The following is a 17,922-nucleotide window of genomic DNA, read 5'->3' as shown; positions in this document are numbered from 1 at the left end:
TCGGTGACTGTCCGGAATTGCGGCGGTCCCTCGGAGCCCTACCGCTCACGGCGAGCGGCAACAGGTAGGAGCATTCCATGACTGTCCCGATCTCCACCCCACCCGTCTTCGTCTTCGGCTCCAACCTCGCCGGCCGCCACGGCAAGGGCGCGGCTCTGTGGGCGCGCCAGCACCGTGGCGCGATCTACGGCCGCGGCGTCGGTCTGCAGGGCAATTCCTATGCGCTCCCGACGAAGGATCGCCATCTGCGCGTCCTCCCGCTTGAGGTGATCCGCAGCTATGTCGCCGACTTCCTCGGCTACGCGCGTCGTCGGCCGGACCTGCGTTTCGAGGTCACGCCGATCGCCTGCGGCCTGGCCGGCTATCGCCCGAACCAGATCGCACCGATGTTCGCCGACTCGCCCGAGAACGTGTTCCTGCCGACCACATTCCGCGCCGTGCTTGCAGCGCCGGCGAAGGCAGTGCGTCATGGCTGACCGCCCGCCTCCGCTCCGCCACAATGGCGGGCCGCCGCTCGACGATCCCACGCCCGACAGGCCGGGCCGCTGCCGCGACTGCCGCCACTGGACGCCGCCGCCGGAAAACCTCGAACGCGACTACGAGTTCTTCCGGCTCGGCCTCTCCCGCCGCCGCGTGAAGCGCCCGACCGGCACTTGCGACCGCGTGCTGCTCGGCAATTCCGAGATACCCGCCTTCGCAGGCACGGCGGGGAACTTCAGTTGCCGCAACTTCGAGGCCGCTCCGCCGAAGCCCGCGCCAAAGGGCGGCGGCTTCGTCACGATCTGGCGCGGCGATCGTATCCTCTGGCAAGGGCCGGAGGACGAGATACCGCCGCGCTTCCGCGACGGCGACGATGCCTCCGACCCCCTGACTGCCTGTCATTGCTCTCCCCACAACCATCGCCGCGCCCGGCTGGCGGCCTGGCTTCCCATCGACATGGAGATCGTCATGATGACCCGCGACGCCCTGAGCGCCGCTCTCGCGCGAATGGAGCAGACCCTCGCCGATGCCCGCCACAACCTCGCCCTCGCCGAACGCGCCGTTCGCGACCGCGCCGAGGCCATGACGATCCAGCAGAGGCCGAAGGCACGCCACTATAACCGCCGCATGAGCCGGTGGACCGGCGCGGACGAGGCCGCGTATCTGTGTGTCCTCGATGATCTGCTCGTTGCGGTCGGGCCGGACCTCGACCGGCTGCGGCGTAGGATCGAGCGACAGGAGGCGGCCATCGTCGCGCTGCGCCGGAAATATGGCGTCAATGACGAGCGGCCGTGCCAGCGCTTCGGCCGCTGACGCGGTGCCGGCCGCGGAAGGTTAGAGGGAGAGAGGGAATGGGGTTTTCGTGACGGGTTTACGGTCGAGAGAGTGGCTCTCGGCGCCCGTCACGGAGAAACCACCATGGCCCGAGCTGCCAAGAAGAAGCCCGCCCTCGAACTGATCGAGTTCTCGCGGGCGCGCGACATTCCCTTCAACCGCATCCATCTGTCGAACGACAATGTGCGCGAGGTCGACGTCGAAGCTGGCCTCGACGAGCTTACCTTCGACATCGATCGCCGCGAGGATCTGATCCAGGGCATCAACGTCCGCGCTGTCCTCGACGCCGACGGCAACGAGACCGGCGATTTCGAGACACCGGCGGGCGGCCGCCGCTATCGTGCGATCGCACGTCTGGTCGCGGCCGGCCGCTTCCCCGAGGATGGCCTGATCCCCTGCATCGTCAAGAAGGCTAACGCCAAGACCTCCGCCGTCGACGACTCGCTCGCCGAGAACACGTTCCGGCTGGCGCTCCATCCCCTCGACCAGTTCAAGGCGTTCAAGCGCATGGTCGATGGCGGCATGACCCATGAGGAGGTCGCCAGCGCCTACTTCACGACGACGCGCTATGTCGAGCAGCGCCTGGTGCTCGCCAAGGTCTCGCCCAAGCTGCATGAGGTCTATGCCGAAAACGGCATGACGCTCAAGACGCTGGAGGCGTTTACCGCGCACCCGGATCACGAGCGGCAAGAACAAGTATGGGACGCCGTCCGGCAGTCCCACCACAAGGAGCCCTGGCAAATCCGGGAGATGCTCACCGAGACCGAGGTTCCCGCGTCCGACAAACGCGCGGTCTTCGTCGGCCTCGACGCCTACCTGGCAGCGGGCGGGCCGGTCCTGCCACGCTACCTCTTCGACGATGACGAGGAGGGCTGGCTCGAAGACGTGTCGCTCCTCGACCGTCTGGTCGCCGAGAAGCTGAAGGCCGCCGCCGACGAGGTGGCCACCGAGGGCTGGAAGTGGGTCGAAGCCGACCTCGACCTTCCCTATGGCTATGACCACGACCTGCGCGGGATCGTCGGCACGCCCGCTGAAATGTCCGCGAAGGAGCGTCGCCAGCGCGAAAAGCTGCGCGACGAGCAGGAGCGCCTTGAGGCCAAGTATCCTGCCGATCAGGAGCTGCCCGAAGAAATCGATCGGCGCCTTGGCGAGATCGAAAAGCAGCTCGAAGCCTTCGAGCGTCGCCCGACCGTCTTCGATCCGGCCGACATCGCCATCGGCGGCGCCTTCGTCACCGTCAACGAGGACGGCGAGCTTGTCGTCGATCGCGGCTGGGTGCGTCCCGAGGACGAGCCGGTGGAGACCGTCGATGGAGAGGACACCGAAGGCGTCGAGCCGGAGGTCGGCATCGACGGCGATGGCGATATGGCGCCCGACGCGCAGCACACCGTCGTCACCGTCAACGGCCAGCCGGTTGAGCCCGAAGAGGAAGTGGACGTCATCAAGCCTCTCCCCGAGAAGCTGGTGATCGAGCTGTCCGCGCATCGCACCATCGCGCTGCGCAACGCAGTGGGTAGCAATCCGCACGTCGCCATGACGGCGGTGCTGCACAAGCTGGTTCGTGACACATTCAGGCGGTCCACGCGCGGCGCGAGCGTTCAAGTCTCGGTTCACGAGGTCTATTGCAGCAATCAGGGAACCGACCTCAAGACCACGCCCTACGCCAAGGCCGTGGACGAGCGGCACGCCGCATGGAAGGCCCAGGTCCCGACCGACGACGACCAACTCTGGGACTGGCTCGTTGCGCTTGATGACGAAAGCCGGATGGCGCTGCTGGCCCATTGCATGTCTCTGGGGATCAACGCGCTCTACGAGCGGCCCAACCCTCTGAGCGCCAGCGGCATCTCCGAAAAGCAGCTCCAGGCTCGCATGGCGGAAGCCGATCGCCTGGCCCGCGTGACCGATCTCGACATGGCGGAAGCCGGGTTCCGGCCCACCGTCGCGAACTATTTCGGTCGCGTGACGAAGAAGCGCATCCTCGAAGCCATCGCCGAAGGCGTTGGCGAGAGCACCGCCAATCTTCTCGACCTTCAGAAGAAGGACAAGATGGCGATGGCGTCCGAGGCCGAGGAGCGGCTTGCCAATACCGGCTGGCTCCCGGAACCCCTGCGCCTCTTCAGCGAGGAGCCGGCCGTCGAGGCTGCGGCCGAGGCGGACGAGCCTGATGTTGCGCTGCCCGACTTCCTCGCCGGCGAGGGCGAAGTCGCCGAGACCGAAAGTGACGGCGATCCGGAGGCCCTTGTCGCCGCCGAATGACGCGCACCGACGGGGCGGCACCCGCTGCCCTGTCTCTCTTCCTCTTCCACCACACGGCCCGGCATCCCGCCGGGCCGTTTTCGTTTCAGGAGACACCTTCCATGTCAGCATCCCTCATATTCGACTGCGCGCCACTGGGCTCGCTGGTCACCTATTCGGACGGCGCCCCAAAGCCACCCACCCGCTTCACCAAGAAGCTCGCCGCCTGGGAGCGCCGCAACGGCGTCGGCCGCCTTGTGCGCAAGGAGCCCGGCCGCGAACGGCCGACCTATTCGTCCCCGCCTTGCTTCACGCTGCGCGAGGGCGACTTCAGCGCGGGCGGCATCATCCTCGTCACGGTGATGCACACCTACGGAATCGACAGCGATCTCCAGTTTCGCGTGGTCGAGCGCCCGAAGGTGGGTCAGGTCCGCGTCGTCCAGAATGTCGGCGACAACGTCGAGTTGCTGCACCTCGCCGACAACCGCGAGGCGGCCGAACTCTGGCTGGCGAAATCCGGATATACGCGGGCCCGGCTCGATGACGTCACGGCCGACGAGGTGGGTGCGGATGCCGTCGAAGGCCGCGCCGCCTGATCACCCCGCTTCACGTCCACCCGGCTCGCCGTCACACGACGGCGGGCCATCCTGTTTCAGGAGATCACCATGGCCATTCCCGATCACGCCCGCACCAATTTCAAAACGCTCCTGCGCGCGGCCGGCGACGGCAATCTCGCACTTATGGAGTGCCTCGATGCCGCGACCGGCGAGCATCGCTATGTCATTTGCGCGGTCAGCCGCGCGGACGACGGCGATTTCGTCATGACGCCCTTTGGCCACCTGGCGGACGGCAATCCCTACGACGCCTACCTCCCGCCCGATCCCGACGACCCGAACGGCTTCGTCCCGAGGGTCTGAGAGAAAGAGGGCTGACGGACCGGGGCAGGTTCGGGCGGGCGAAGACAGAGCGCCGTCCGGGCCTGTCCTTCAATCACTCTGGAGACCAGACTCATGACAATCGACCTCACCACCCGCAGGCCCGCGACCATCGTTCCCGACGACCGCCGCGAGAAGTTCCTGCCAGCCCTGTTCGGACTTCAGTTCCTGATCGTCGCCGAAAACACGGTCTATACGATCATGGAGCGCCTCAGCCCCTATGACTATGGCGGCGGCTTCTGGAGTTTCTACGAGCGCGACGGCAAACCGCTGTTCCTCGCACCCGACACCGATCGACGCTTCCGGATCGAAAGCGCGCTGACCGAGTTCCGCGGCGACGTCTCCGCAGAGGCCGCCGGCATCATCGCCACGCTGTTCGTCTTGTCGCATCTTTCCTTCAAGTTCGAGTCGGACCGCCTGGCGGAAGGCTACAAGCGCCTCTTTGCCTATTCGGACGGACATCCCGAATCGTCCGCGATCTTCGCGGCCATCAACTGACTGGCACAAAGCGTCCTGCCGCGCGGCAGGACGCTTTTTTCATGCCCGCTGTGCCGCGGTTGCCGACGGCGAGAGTGAGAGAGGGGCCGGTTTGGCCGTGACGGGTTGGAAGGTGGGAGAGAGACCGCCACCGAGCTTCTGCGGCTGCCGCAGGCCGCGTGATCACCCATCCGATTTCCGCCCATCGGCCCGGCCGCGTTCCGGGCGTTTAACCCACGGAGTTTCCCATGCCGAAATTTGTCGTCAGCGCTGGCCACGACGCCTTCGCCTACTACGAAACCGTCCTCGAGGCCGACACGCCCGAAGAGGCACGAAAGCTTGCCAAGAGCGTCCACTACGATGGCGAATGGTTCGCCACCGGCCATGTGCAGGAGTTCGACGACTACGAGATCGACGAGTATCACGGAGTTCGCCTGCTCGAAGAGGGCGAGACCGTCGAAGCATTCCTGACCATCGGCGTCACCGCCCAGGAACGCGACGCCGTGCTGACGGGCCTGCGGCTCCTTCAGCTCGCCGTTGCGCGCGGTGACATCGACCAGGCGCTCAAGAGCATCGTCACGAATGACGACACGCACGCCGGCCTCGATCTCACCCAGATCGACGCCCTGTGCGAGCGCATCAACGTCTAGGAGGCGCGCATGTATGCCACCTATCTGCGCCTCGACATCTTCGTGTGGGACAGCGACCGCACCGTCATCCGCGCCGCGCGCGGCAGGCTCGCCCGAACCGCCCGCTGCGATCCCGCCAAGCGGGATGCACGCAAGCAGTTCTACCGCGACATGCTCCGCCACCATGCCGATGCCCAGCGGCTGGCGAGGCATTTCCGTCTCTGACGCCACCGGCGTCGCAATCCCCCAAATCCTGCCCGGCCTCGCGCCGGGCTTTCTCGTTTCAGGAGGCCGTCATGCCCGTTTACACCATCGAGACCACCCGCTTTCTGCCGTCCTACCGGCATCGCACCTATCGCGACGACACGGTTGCGGGAGCTTGCCGTCAGGCCGTCGAGGATAAGGACTGGAGAGGCATGACGCTTGATCGCGAGTGTGCAGGAGAAACCTTCGTCTCGGGAATCTGGAAAGGCGCCGAGGCAAGCCGATCCACCCCGCCGGTTCCCATCCCCTCGCATTTCGAGGAATCCATTCAGCGCAGGGCGAGACAATTCGAGGTCCTGCATGGCCTTCTCAAAATGCTGCTCGCCGATGTCCGGGCCGGCCGGCCATCGTCCGACGAATGGATAGAGCGCGCCGCCTCCGCCGTGGCGCGCGGCGACGCGATCATGGCCGATGCGCGCGACCCGGACGAGCCCACGGACAACGGTGGAGCGGCGGACGACGTCTCTCCAGCAGGAGAACGGCCATGATGCGCGCCATCTATTCCGATCTCCCCGTCACGGTGCTGGACACCGAACGCGCTGTTCTCCGCGCGGCGGTGAAGCGTTTGCCCGCCTGGGTGCGGCGCGATCCATGCCGCCGGCTCCTTCGCCGGAAGTTCTACCGAGAGATGCTGCGATGCCACGCCCAAGCGCAGCGCGGCGTCAGCCTGACCCTGCACTGACCCCGATCCCGTCTTCCCACAAACCGCCCCGGCCCTCGCGCCGGGGCTTCTCGTTTCAGGAACCCGACATGGCCGACTTCTTTACCCATTTCTCTTGCGTGCTCGATGTAGGCACTCCCGACAACGCCGCTCGCGCTCTCGACCTCTACAACGCACTCTCGGCGGAAAATGCCGCCGAAGATCCACCATCGGACGGGTTTGTCCTTTCGATCCAGCCCGAGCATGGCGGAACCACGCTCTGGATGCGCGATGACGTCACCGGCGATCCCGAGCATGTCATCCAGTTCGTCAAGCGCTGCGCCGCCGAGTTTGGCCTCAAGGGGTTGTGGGGCTTCCAATACGCCAACACCTGTTCGCGGCCGCGCATCAATGCTTTCGGAGGGGGCCTGCACGTCCTTGATCTCGCCACGGGCAAAACCGTCGATTGGCTTTACACCGATGGTTGGCTTGCCACCGTGCTGGACGGAGGCAACCCCTATGACTGAGGCAAGCGCCCGACCTTCCGGCCGGGCGCTGTTGTCACGCCAGCCAGGTCACCGTCTGAGAGGGAGAGGAAGGCCGGGAAGGGTTTGAACCTGTGCGGTCGAGAGAGAGCGCCATGCGGGTTCTATCCCGTTCCGCTCTCCCGAGGTTCCCACCATGACCATGACTTCCGCATCCGCGGCGGCATCCGCCACCGCGTCGCTCTCGCTCGCCGCCGAAACCGATGTTGCCGCCTGCGTCTTCGACGCGGCCGGCCTGCTGCTTCCCCATCTCGAACGCGGCCAACGTGTAGATGCCGCCACGTTGCGCGCCGCGATGGAGTCCGCCTTCGGCGCCTCCGACGCGACCGGCGCATGGACCTGGAAATCCGCATACGAGGCGAGCGAGGCGGCGACCGTCCTGTTCATCCGGAGATACGGGAAGGCGCTGTTGCGTAAAGCCGGCTCCCCGGCCGACAGCCTGCCGCTGCTGGTCAGGATCGCCGGGCTGCTGCCGACGCATACCCGCCGCTCCGAGGAAGCGCAGACCTTCCAGCAGTTCTCAACCCCGATCCCGCTCGGCCTGGCCGCAGTGACCGCCGCCGCCATCACCCCGACCGACCGTGTGCTCGAACCCTCAGCGGGGACCGGCCTCCTCGCCATTCTGGCCGAGATCGCCGGTGGCGCGCTCGTTCTCAACGAGCTGGCCGAGATGCGCGCCGGGCTGCTCTCCTCCCTCTTTCCGGCCCTGACCATCACCCGCTTCGACGCGGCCCAGATCGACGATCATCTCGATCCGGCCATGGTTCCCTCCGTCGTGCTGATGAATCCGCCATTTTCCGTGATGGCGAATGTCGAAGGCCGCATGGCCGAAGCCACGTTTCGCCATATCGCCTCGGCGCTCGCGCGCCTTGCGCCCGGCGGCCGGCTGGTGACGATCACCGGCGTCAGCTTCGCGCCAGACAATCCGGCCTGGACCTCGGCCTTCACCCGTCTGCAGGAACGCGGTCGCGTCGTCTTCACATCGGCCATCGACGGGTCCGTTTATGCCAAGCACGGCACGACGATCGACACACGGCTCACGGTCATCGACAGGCTGCCGGCCGACGATCCGGCGATCTTCCCTGGCGTTCCAGGCGTGGCGCAAGACGTCGCCACACTGATGGGATGGATCGCCGAACAGGTTCCGCCCCGGCTCGCGGTCGAATTGCCCTGCCTGTCTGCCGCGTCGCCGGCCGCGTCCGCGCCCCGCACCGTGCGCGGCTATCTCAACCGGACCGCGCGGATCGCGCGCCCTGTTCCGTCCGCCACGCCGGAGGCGGCACCCCTCCATTACGAAACCCATGATTGGCAGGCCGCCGAGGGCGGCCACATCGGCGACGCGATCTACGAGGACTACGGCCTTCAGGTCCTCCGTATTCCCGGCGCCCAGGCCCATCCGACCCCGCTCGTCCAGTCCGCGGCCATGGCGAGCGTCGCGCCGCCAAAGCCGAGCTATCGGCCGCATCTGCCAAAGAACGTCCACATGCTCCTATCGGACGCGCAGCTTGAGACCGTCATTTATGCGGGCGAGGCCCATTCGGACCACATCCCCGGCGCCTGGACGGTGGACGACACGCTCGACGTTGTCTCGGCCGCGCCGGAGGACGCCGTGGACGCCCTCCTGTTCCGCCAAGGATTCATGATCGGCGATGGCACCGGCGTCGGCAAGGGCCGGGAATCTGCCGCCATCATCCTCGACAACTGGATGCAGGGCCGGCGCAAGGCGGTCTGGATCTCGAAGTCCGACAAGCTGCTGGAGGATGCCCAGCGCGATTGGGGGGCGCTCGGAATGGAGCGTCTGCTGATCTTTCCGCTATCGCGATTCCCGCAGGGCCAGCCGATCACGCTCGATGAGGGTGTCCTTTTTCTGACCTATGCCACGCTGCGCTCCGACGCGCGCGGAGAGAGGGTTTCCAGGGTCGAGCAGATCGTCCAATGGTTGGGTCCGAAGTTTGACGGAGTGATCATTTTCGACGAGGCGCATGCGATGGCCAACGCGGCCGGCGGCAAGGGCGAACGCGGAGACGTCGCCCCGTCCCAGCAGGGTCGGGCCGGCCTTCGTCTGCAACATGCGCTGCCCCAGGCTCGTATCGTCTATGTGTCGGCCACCGGCGCGACCACGGTGCATAATCTCGCCTATGCCCAGCGTCTTGGCCTCTGGGGCGGCGAGGATTTCCCGTTCGGGACACGCGCCGAGTTTGTCGAGGCGATCGAGGGCGGTGGCGTCGCGGCCATGGAAGTTCTCGCGCGAGACCTACGCGCGCTCGGCCTCTACACCGCCCGTTCACTCTCGTTCGCCGGCGTCGAATACGAGCTGGTCGAACACGAACTGACGTCCGAGCAGACCCGCATCTACGACGCCTATGCCGGGGCGTTCGCCATCATCCATAACAATCTGGATGCAGCGATGGAGGCGTCGAATATCACCGGCTCGTCCGGCACCCTGAACCGGCAGGCGAAGTCGGCGGCGCGCAGCGCCTTCGAATCCGCCAAGCAGAGGTTTTTCGGCCATCTGCTCACGTCGATGAAAACCCCGACGTTGATCCGCTCGATCGCCCGCGATCTGGAGGAAGGCCACGCAGCCGTCATCCAGATCGTTTCCACCGGCGAGGCACTGATGGAACGCCGGCTGGCGGAATTGCCCACCGAGGAATGGAACGACGTCCGCGTCGACATTACCCCAAGGGAATATGTGCTCGACTATCTTGCCCATTCCTTCCCGGTGCAGCTCTACGAGCCGTTCACCGATTCCGAGGGCAACCTGTCGTCGCGGCCCGTAACACGCGCGGGCCAGCCAGTCGAGTGCCGCCAGGCGGTGGCCCGGCGCGACGGGCTGATCGCCAAGCTCGCCAGCCTGCCGCCAGTCCCCGGCGCGCTCGACCAACTCGTCCAGCATTTCGGCACCGACACCGTGGCCGAAGTCACGGGCCGGTCCCGGCGTATCGTCCGCAAGGTCGGCCACGGCGTCACCATCGATCGGTTGGTGGTCGAGAACCGAGCGGCCTCGGCCAACCTCGCCGAGACCCAGGCGTTCATGGACGACGCCAAACGCGCGCTGGTGTTCAGCGACGCGGGCGGCACCGGCCGGTCCTACCATGCCGAACTGTCGGCGAAGAACACGCGGCTGCGCGTCCACTATCTGCTCGAAGCCGGCTGGCGGGCCGACACCGCCATTCAGGGGCTCGGCCGGACGCATCGCACCAACCAGAAGCAACCGCCGCTGTTCCGGCCGATCTCGACCAATGTGAAGGCGGAGAGGCGCTTTCTCAGCACCATTGCGCGGCGGCTCGACACGCTGGGCGCGATCACGCGCGGCCAGCGCCAGACCGGCGGCCAAGGGCTGTTCCGGCCCGAGGACAATCTTGAATCGCACTATGCGCGGGATGCCCTGCGCCAGCTCTACCTCCTGCTCGTGCGCGGCAAGGTCGAAGGCTGCTCGCTCGAACGCTTCGAGGCCGCCACCGGCCTGAGACTGATGGACGAGAACGGCATCAAGGATGAACTTCCGCCGATCACAACGTTTCTCAACCGTCTGCTGGCCCTGACGATCGAGCTTCAGGGCATCCTCTTTGCGGTGTTCGAGCAGCTCCTGACAGCCCGCATCGAGGGCGCCATCGCTTCCGGCACCTACGACGCCGGGCTCGAAACGCTGCGCGCCGAGAGCTTCGTCGTCACCGATCGGCAGACGATCTACACCCATCCCCGGACTGGCGCCGAAACCCGTCTGCTGACGATCACGGAGCGGAGGCGCAACTGGCCGGTGACGCTCGAGGCCGCCCTGGCCGAGCTGGCCGACCCGCGCGCGAAGCTCCTCGTCAACGAGCAATCGAGCCGCGCGGCCGTGCAGGTTCCGACCACCAGCGTCATGCTCGACGATGGCGAGATCGAGCGGCGCGTCCGGCTGATCCGGCCGATGGAGAAACAGAACATTCCCACCCGTCTCCTGGGCGAGACCCGTTGGGTCGAAGCCGAGCGCGACGTCTTCGCCTCGACCTGGAACGCCGAGGTCGCGGAGGTGCCGGAGTTCTACGACGGCACCCTGCACATGGTGACGGGCCTACTGCTGCCGATCTGGAAGCGGCTGCCGAACGAGTCCACCCGCGTCTATCGGCTCCAGACCGACACTGGCGAGCGCGTCATCGGCCGCCGCGTATCGCCGGCCTGGGTCGCGCAGGCCACCGCGACCGGGACGACGGCGCTCACGCCCGATGACGCCTTCACGGCGCTCATGGACGGTCGCACGGTCCTCGATCTCGCGGAGGGCCTTCAGCTTCGCCGCGTCCGCGTTATGGGCGCACACCGAATCGAGCTGTCGGGCTTTACCGACACGATGCGCGAGCGGCTGACGGCCTACGGGCTTTTTCACGAAATCATCTCGTGGAAGCTCAGGATGTTCGTGCCGACCGATGCGTCCGGCGTCGCGGTGCTCGGCCGTATCCTCGACCGCTGGTCGGTCGAGCGCATCGGCGAGCGGGAGGCGGCGTAATGTCCCGGCACGACGCCTCGGAGCTGGCAATCCGTCTCGGCCGGAGGGCCGAGGCGGTCTGCCGCCATTATCTCTCCAACGGTCGACGCGAAGGCCACTACTGGCTGGTGGGCGATGTCAACAACACGCCCGGCCGTTCCATGTTCGTGCGCCTAACCGGCCCGGAGAGCGGCAAGGGCGCAGCCGGGAACTGGACCGACGCAGCGTTTGCAGACGCCTATGGCGATCTGCTTGACGTGATCGGGGCGGCGATCGGGCGTTCCGACTTCCGCTCCATCGCGGCTGAGGCCCGCCGCTTTCTAGCGCTGCCTGACCCCAATCCACCAGAGCGGACCGACCACGACTGGAAACCGGCCCCGCCACGATCGCGCGAAGCCGCGCGCCGGCTGGTTGCCATTTCTCAGCCCATCCGCGGCACGATTGCGGAAACCTATCTGCGCAATCGCGGCATCACGGCATTGCACGATCTCGGAAGCCTGCACTTCCATCCCGGTTGCTACTACCGTCCTCGAGGGTCGCGCGTCACCCAGGCACTGCCGGCGATGATCGCCTCCGTCACCGACCTCGCCGACGCCATGACCGGCGCGCATCGCACTTGGCTCTCCCCGGACGGCGCCGCAAAGGCGGCTGTCGAAACGCCGCGCCGGGCGATGGGCGAACTTCTCGGCAACGGCGTCCGGTTCGGGCGGTCGGGCGCAGTGATGGCGGCCGGCGAGGGCATCGAGACGGTGCTATCAGTCCGCTCGGGCCTGCCCCGGATGCCGATGATCGCGGCGCTCTCTGCGGCTCACCTCGCGGCCATCCTGTTCCCGGCGGAATTGCGTAGGCTCTATGTCGTCCGTGATCGAGATCCGGCTGGTAACCGCGCGCGGGACAGGCTCATCTCCACCGCAACGGCGGCCGGGATCGAGGCCATCGGGCTCGCACCGCGCGGCGGCGACTTCAACAATGATCTTCGCGATGACGGCCTTGATGCTCTCATGGCGTTGCTGAGGGACCAGATCCACCCCGACGATGCAGGCCGCTTCCTCGGCAGTTGAGCCGTGATGATCGGAGCCGGCGATACGACCGGCGCGGTGTCGTCCGGTCATGCGGCCGGGTGTCCGTGTGCCGGAGAGGCCGGCGACCTTGGCCTTCTGAGAGGGCGAGCGGCCCACAAACGGGCCGGGCAGGCAATGGCCGGGTCCGGCTAATTTCCGCCGGCGGGGACGAGCCCCGCCTTTGCAGCGCGAAACAAATTACCCGGACCCGGCCATCGAGGCCCCCGCGAGAGTGCGGGGACTGCCAGACCGTCCCGCCCGTGGGCTTTCGTCGCCATGAAGGCCGCGGCGGTCGCGGCTAGCCTCACAAGGAGCCACCGGGATGACCCAACACGACGACGATTTCGAGCCGGTCCACGCCTCGTCCCCAACCGATCACGTTCTCAACGAATTGCAGCTCTACGGCTACCGCCCTTTCGAGGAAGAACCCGATCCTCGCCCGCTGCCCGAGGGCAACGCGGTCGCGGGCGCCATCGCCGACATCTTCGACGCCCTGGTCGCCACGCTCGGCGACACCCGCCTCGAACCCGACCTCGACGAGTTGCTCTGGGGGACGGTCAATCTGTTCCACCGTGCAGCCGGCCGAATCGAACGCGAGCTTGACGACAACGAACGTGCCCAGCGCCGGCTTCAGCGGGAGCAGGACGGCTCGGAAGTGAAATCCACCGAGCTGGAGCGCCTGACGGCAGAGGGCCAGACCCTGATCGAGCGGCGCAACGCCTTCGAGCTGATGCGCGACCAGGCCAGTGATCACTTCGAGCGCCAGACCGGCACGCCGTGGCGGCCGCGCACCGGCTCGCTGGTCAACCATCGCAACCTGACGGCGGCGGTGATCGACAGCCGCGACTTCCTGGCTGCCCGGCGCCGCGCCGAGAACGAGGTGATGCTACCCTCCGGTCCGGTGGTTGCGGTCTCGGGCGGCACCGACTTCAACGACCACCACTTCATCTGGGCGAAGCTCGACCAGGCCCTTGAGAAGCGGCCGGACATGGTGCTGATGCATGGCGGCTCCGATCGCGGCGCCGAGAAGATCGCCGCCCGCTGGGCAGATGACCGCAAGGTCAAGCAGATCCCGCTGAGGCCGGACTTCAAGAAATATCCGGCGAAGCAAGCGCCTTACAAGCGCAACGACGCGATGCTCGAAATCCTCCCGGTCGGCGTCCTCGTCTTTGGCACCGGCGGGATTCAGGGCAATATCTACGACAAGGCCCGCAAGCTAGGCATTCCGGCCCGGATGTATGAAGGTGGCGCGTGAGCGCCACCTTCCTCCCGTCGACGGACACCGGCTTGCCGACGATCCGAGACCGTCCACGTGTCGGCGCGGCAATGCCCCCAAGCCCACCGTCACGGCTCCTGTAGCGACCGCAAGCAGCGAGGCGCAAGCCGCCGCATCCTCTCGGAGAGCATCCCGCTGCCGCCGATGACGAGGCTCGCAGCTTCGCCGCTCATCGCCGTGCGCCGCAAATAAACACCTTGCCCGCGATAGTGTTTCGGGCGATTCTACCGTCTAGCAAGGAGGCCGCCATGTCACTCATCCTGCTTGCGATCACCGCCGCGATCGTGGTGTGCGTCATCGCATATTACTTCGCCATCTACGCCCTTCCGTTCATGGTCGGGCTAACGGCATTCCAGTGGGTCTATGCCACGGAGGCGGGCGTCCTCATGTCGGGACTCGCGGCGCTCGGTGCTGCGCTGGCGTCCGTCGCCCTTGTGATCGCGGTCGTCGGCATTGCCAAGAACCCAGCCGTGCGGCTTATCGCGCTCGCGGTTTTCGCCACGCCTGCCTTCATCGCCGGCTACGCGCTGATCTATGGCATCCTAAAGAACGCCACCGATTCCGCCATGTTGCTAAACTCGGTTGGCATCACCGCCGGGGTCGTTGTCGGCGTTGCGGCGATCGTGAACCTCAACGCGCTCGGTGAGGCCGCTCTGTCGCGCTGAGCGCCATGCCGGCCGGTTTTCCGAAGCCCAGAACGGATAACCTCGGAGCGCATCGGTCGGACGGCCCGGTTGGGGTCGGCGCCAGGTCTTTGGAAAGACCCTCCCTCTCGCCCCTTCAGTCAACCGCAACTCGGAATCGGCAGAACGTTGGCGGGTTGCAGCTCGACGCCTAATCCGTCCACATCTCGGCGTCGTCCGTTCCACCGCTTCATTCAGCTTCAAACCCTTCGCACGATGTCGGTCGTGCGCGACGTCGAACCGCGACGAGCGCCAAAGACGGTGTTCTCTGCGTGGCATCACGAACCGGGACGGTTCCGTCTCCGAAGCAGGAAGCAAGTGAAACTATCAGTCTGCTTGGATTCTGGTTCCGGGGTCGGTGTCGGTTTTGACACCTTCTCATTGCCGTCGAGGATGATGTTTCGGCACTTCGCCCCGTTTGAGTTCTGCGGAAGGACATATCCCTCCTCCTCAATGATCCCTAAGTCCGTTCGGCCGCCGCCCGCAACCCTCACGCCTATCCGACCGTGTTGGCGCTAAAGCGCCTGCCCGCACCACTCGGGGCGTGAGGGCGAGCCGCCGACGAGTCGGCGGTTGCAAACGACTTCCGCCGGCCTTGGCCGGGTTCACGTCGGAGGGACGGTCCCTCCGCCAAGAGCAAACGGAGACATCAAATGACCAACATCGTTATCCTCAACGGCAACCTCGGTGCCGACCCCGAAGTCCGCAACACCGGAAACGGCAATCGCGTCGCCAACTTCTCTCTCGCCACTTCCCGCCCGCGCTACGCAGACGGCTCCATCGTCCGGGACGAGAACGGCCGCGCCGAGCAGGACACCGAATGGCATCGGGTCGTCGCCTTCAACGGCCAGGCCAAGTCCGCCGAGAAGTGCGTGAAGGGCATGAAGGTGCTGGTGATCGGCCGCAACAAGACGCAGAAGTGGACGGATAAGGAAGGCGTCACGCGCTACACCACCGAGGTCATCGCCGAGAAGATCGAGTTTCAGGCTTGGCCGAAGCGGGTGAACGACGCCGGTGGCGCCAACGATCCCGACGACGAGATCCCTTTCTGAGCAGCGCGACCAAGCACCCGGCGGCGCAAGCCGCCGGGGCTTTAGTCATGTTCACCGGCCGGCAAGCCGCTGCTCCTGGCGGTGTCCCTTCGCCCCCACTGTGCCTTCTTGCATTCCTTGGACATTGCAGCCCGAACTCCGGCCTTTCTCGTCCTCCACTTTCCCGCCACGGCCCTTGCCTCCATTCGGCTTTCCCCACCAACACGGAGCCTGCACGGCGGGCGGCTGTGACTGCGGCATCGCGGCCTTTGCATCCTGATCGCGGACGATCGCCTCCGCTTTCTTGCGCTTTCCGTCTTCCAGAACACCGTCCTGACGTTCAACCCGTAAAGGGTCGGCTACGCTGTTCGCGTGCCGCCTCGCGCGGCTTCGCCCTTCGAGGTGAACGCGGCCGCAACCCGGAAATCCGGGCGCCTGTCGCGGGGACGCTCCCCGCATCAAGACAGGAGCAGATACGATGCCTTTCTCCCGCAAACACGCCTACGAACGCGCCTGGAGCCTCGCAATCACCCTCATGGCCAGCATTGTTGTCTTTCAGGCCGGGGATGGCAGTTTCGGTGTCGTGCCCGAATCCGAGTACGACGGCGACGACGGCGCAGTGATCCACACGTTCGACCCGCATGCGGTGTGACCCGTCAGCCGGCCGCCGGTCCTCGAATCACCGGCGGCCGCGCAACTCAACGGCGCACCTTTTAGCGCGTGATACCCTTGGAAATGGTTGATGACCACCGCAAAAAACGGCTATAATAGCCGTATTTCTGGCGCCTACGCCCCGAGTTGTGGCGGTGATCCGTGGCATGATCACTGCCCGACAGGTTCGGGCCGCGCGGGCGTTGCTTGACTGGACTCAAGACACGCTAGCAGAAGAGGCCCTCGTATCGCTGACAGCCCTCAAACGCCTCGAAGACCGGCGCGAGTTGAAAGTTCACGAGTCGACGCGCGTTCAGGTCCAGCGCGCGCTCGAAAAGGCCGGGATCGTCTTCATCGCGACCGAAGGCGGACGCGGTGTCATGCTGGTTCAACGGCCGAACGCTACGGTCCTGTCCTGACGGCTCCGCGCACGGGCGTTCACCGACATCGAGGATTTTTGCTCCCTATCTCGGGCAAGCTGGAATAATGATTGCCTGCGCGGCGGCCTTGACGAAATCGTGTTGAGACGGATGCTCGCCGTGAACCGCCCCACCTTCCTCGACGAACCGCCCGTGAGCGACAAGCTCACCGACTATGACCGGGCACATTTCAAGCTCTACATGCGTCTTCTGCACGCCGAAGCCGATGGCTCGAATTGGGAGGAAGCCGTCGCGATTCTCTTCGGAATCGACCCTTCCGCCGAGCCTGAACGTGCCTTGCGCATCCACGACGCACACCTCGCTCGCGCCCGCTGGACGAGCGAACACTTCTATCGCGAGATGGTTCGGCAAAGTCACCACTGAACGGGCGTTGTTCCGCATTCAACACGTGTTGCGCCGCCGTTGGCTTCCCAGACACGCGGTGCCTCGGAATCAATCAACCTTCGGATGTATAGATTTCGGGGAGGAGACCGATGGTTCCCGATACATCCCAATGGCGAGACGAGGCCGCCTACGATTACCTCGACCATGTGCCGGCCGCCGGTTTCGCTTGGGAATGGTTGCGTCGCAACGCACACTATCAACACGACTACGAAACGCTCCTGCGCGAGGCGCCGGACATGAACGATCTTGAGGAGGTGATCCAGCGCCGCTGGGGGTTGCGATTTCCCGGCGAGGCCGTCCCATACCTGGGTGGATCAGCTCGTCCTCTGGTCGGCCGAGAGCCACAGCGGCGTGCTGCCGCTCGTGGCGGTGCCTCCTGAATTTCCTGTCGGCGGGGCCCCCGCTGCGCTCGATCTCGGCGGCGCGATTGCTGCATCCGATGGGCTGCATCTGCGCTATCGTGGGCCCGGAGCTGACATTCAGCTCCTCGTCCTTGGTGGGACGTCACCTGGCGCGCCATTGGCCGCCCTCGTGCTGCTTGACGCCGACGCGCTCGATCGTCTTGCGGAGATCGAGCGGTTCTGGCGAGCGCTCATCGGTCGGCCCCTTCCGGCTGATCGGCGCCTGACGGTGCAGCAGCGCCGAAAGCTGCGCCTCATGCTTCAGGCGGTCGACGGTCGCGCGGAGCAGGCCAGCTTGCGGGAGATCGCCGAGGTGCTGTTCGGTCCCTCCCGCATAGCCGAGCATCCGTGGAAAACCTCGCCCTGGCGGGGCCGCGTCAACCGGCTCGTGCGCGACGGACGGGCCATGATCTCGGGAGGCTATCGGCGGCTCCTGCGCCAGCGACGCCGTCCCGCCTGACCGTGATGCAGTGTCTTGCCCATCCATACAA

General features: G+C 66.0%; 21 protein-coding genes. All 21 read left to right on the top strand.

The window, feature by feature from the left end:
• Positions 1-77: 77 nt before the first annotated feature.
• The 21 genes from GNP00_RS14635 (at position 78) to GNP00_RS14530 (ending at position 17,891) form a co-directional block, all read left to right on the top strand.
• A complete protein-coding gene (locus tag GNP00_RS14635; RefSeq protein ID WP_011583125.1) occupies positions 78-476 on the top strand; it encodes an A1S_2505 family phage non-structural protein in 399 nt (132 codons plus the stop codon).
• Complete coding sequence (locus tag GNP00_RS23410; RefSeq protein ID WP_011583126.1) at positions 469-1,293, top strand: hypothetical protein; 825 nt, start codon at positions 469-471, stop codon at positions 1,291-1,293. The genes GNP00_RS14635 and GNP00_RS23410 overlap by 8 nt, the downstream gene beginning before the upstream one ends.
• 105 nt (positions 1,294-1,398) lie before the next feature.
• Positions 1,399-3,570, top strand: a complete 2,172-nt coding sequence (locus GNP00_RS14620) for a ParB/RepB/Spo0J family partition protein (RefSeq protein ID WP_011583127.1) — start codon at positions 1,399-1,401, stop codon at positions 3,568-3,570.
• A 101-nt stretch (positions 3,571-3,671) separates the two neighbouring features.
• Positions 3,672-4,145 carry a hypothetical protein gene (locus GNP00_RS14615; RefSeq protein WP_011583128.1) on the top strand — a complete coding sequence of 158 codons (474 nt, stop codon included), beginning with the start codon at positions 3,672-3,674 and terminating at the stop codon, positions 4,143-4,145.
• Positions 4,146-4,214: 69 nt separating this feature from the next.
• Positions 4,215-4,466 carry a DUF6117 family protein gene (locus tag GNP00_RS14610; protein WP_011583129.1) on the top strand — a complete coding sequence of 84 codons (252 nt, stop codon included), beginning with the start codon at positions 4,215-4,217 and terminating at the stop codon, positions 4,464-4,466.
• 93 nt (positions 4,467-4,559) lie between these two features.
• Positions 4,560-4,982, top strand: coding sequence for an antirestriction protein (locus tag GNP00_RS14605; RefSeq protein WP_011583130.1), 423 nt, complete (start codon positions 4,560-4,562; stop codon positions 4,980-4,982).
• A 227-nt stretch (positions 4,983-5,209) separates the two neighbouring features.
• A complete protein-coding gene (locus tag GNP00_RS14600; RefSeq protein ID WP_011583131.1) occupies positions 5,210-5,611 on the top strand; it encodes a hypothetical protein in 402 nt (133 codons plus the stop codon).
• A 9-nt stretch (positions 5,612-5,620) separates the two neighbouring features.
• Positions 5,621-5,815, top strand: a complete 195-nt coding sequence (locus GNP00_RS14595; RefSeq protein WP_011583132.1) for a hypothetical protein — start codon at positions 5,621-5,623, stop codon at positions 5,813-5,815.
• A 71-nt stretch (positions 5,816-5,886) separates the two neighbouring features.
• The gene (locus GNP00_RS14590) at positions 5,887-6,342 is read left to right on the top strand and encodes a hypothetical protein (protein ID WP_011583133.1); all 456 of its coding nucleotides are present in this window, start codon (positions 5,887-5,889) and stop codon (positions 6,340-6,342) included.
• Positions 6,339-6,536, top strand: coding sequence for a hypothetical protein (locus GNP00_RS14585; RefSeq protein ID WP_157038137.1), 198 nt, complete (start codon positions 6,339-6,341; stop codon positions 6,534-6,536). Before GNP00_RS14590 ends, GNP00_RS14585 begins: the two co-directional genes overlap by 4 nt.
• A 68-nt stretch (positions 6,537-6,604) precedes the next feature.
• Positions 6,605-7,021 (top strand): hypothetical protein, encoded by a 417-nt coding sequence (locus GNP00_RS14580; protein ID WP_011583135.1) that lies wholly within the window; start codon positions 6,605-6,607, stop codon positions 7,019-7,021.
• 154 nt (positions 7,022-7,175) lie between these two features.
• Positions 7,176-11,525 carry a strawberry notch family protein gene (locus tag GNP00_RS14575; RefSeq protein ID WP_166016124.1) on the top strand — a complete coding sequence of 1,450 codons (4,350 nt, stop codon included), beginning with the start codon at positions 7,176-7,178 and terminating at the stop codon, positions 11,523-11,525.
• On the top strand, positions 11,525-12,565 hold the full coding sequence (locus GNP00_RS14570) for a DUF7146 domain-containing protein (RefSeq protein ID WP_011583137.1): 1,041 nt from the start codon (positions 11,525-11,527) through the stop codon (positions 12,563-12,565). The genes GNP00_RS14575 and GNP00_RS14570 overlap by 1 nt, the downstream gene beginning before the upstream one ends.
• A 322-nt stretch (positions 12,566-12,887) precedes the next feature.
• Positions 12,888-13,820, top strand: a complete 933-nt coding sequence (locus GNP00_RS14565; protein WP_011583138.1) for a DUF2493 domain-containing protein — start codon at positions 12,888-12,890, stop codon at positions 13,818-13,820.
• A 269-nt stretch (positions 13,821-14,089) separates the two neighbouring features.
• Complete coding sequence (locus GNP00_RS14560; RefSeq protein WP_011583139.1) at positions 14,090-14,506, top strand: hypothetical protein; 417 nt, start codon at positions 14,090-14,092, stop codon at positions 14,504-14,506.
• A gap of 671 nt (positions 14,507-15,177) precedes the next feature.
• The gene (locus tag GNP00_RS14555; protein ID WP_011583140.1) at positions 15,178-15,576 is read left to right on the top strand and encodes a single-stranded DNA-binding protein; all 399 of its coding nucleotides are present in this window, start codon (positions 15,178-15,180) and stop codon (positions 15,574-15,576) included.
• 457 nt (positions 15,577-16,033) lie between these two features.
• The gene (locus tag GNP00_RS14550) at positions 16,034-16,207 is read left to right on the top strand and encodes a hypothetical protein (protein ID WP_011583142.1); all 174 of its coding nucleotides are present in this window, start codon (positions 16,034-16,036) and stop codon (positions 16,205-16,207) included.
• Positions 16,208-16,373: 166 nt separating this feature from the next.
• Complete coding sequence (locus tag GNP00_RS14545; protein ID WP_041544920.1) at positions 16,374-16,625, top strand: helix-turn-helix domain-containing protein; 252 nt, start codon at positions 16,374-16,376, stop codon at positions 16,623-16,625.
• Positions 16,626-16,736: 111 nt separating this feature from the next.
• Positions 16,737-17,009: a hypothetical protein gene (locus GNP00_RS14540; RefSeq protein ID WP_011583144.1), complete on the top strand. Its 273-nt coding sequence runs from the start codon at positions 16,737-16,739 to the stop codon at positions 17,007-17,009.
• A 110-nt stretch (positions 17,010-17,119) separates the two neighbouring features.
• Positions 17,120-17,410, top strand: a complete 291-nt coding sequence (locus GNP00_RS14535) for a transcriptional regulator domain-containing protein (RefSeq protein ID WP_011583145.1) — start codon at positions 17,120-17,122, stop codon at positions 17,408-17,410.
• A complete protein-coding gene (locus tag GNP00_RS14530) occupies positions 17,340-17,891 on the top strand; it encodes a DNA -binding domain-containing protein (RefSeq protein ID WP_157038139.1) in 552 nt (183 codons plus the stop codon). The genes GNP00_RS14535 and GNP00_RS14530 overlap by 71 nt, the downstream gene beginning before the upstream one ends.
• The last annotated feature ends 31 nt before the right edge of the window (positions 17,892-17,922 follow it).

The sequence above is a fragment of the Chelativorans multitrophicus genome, assembly GCF_011317445.1.
Taxonomy (GTDB): domain Bacteria; phylum Pseudomonadota; class Alphaproteobacteria; order Rhizobiales; family Rhizobiaceae; genus Chelativorans; species Chelativorans multitrophicus.
Note: the sequence above shows the minus strand (reverse complement) of the source record. Positions and strands in the feature narration are given on the sequence as shown.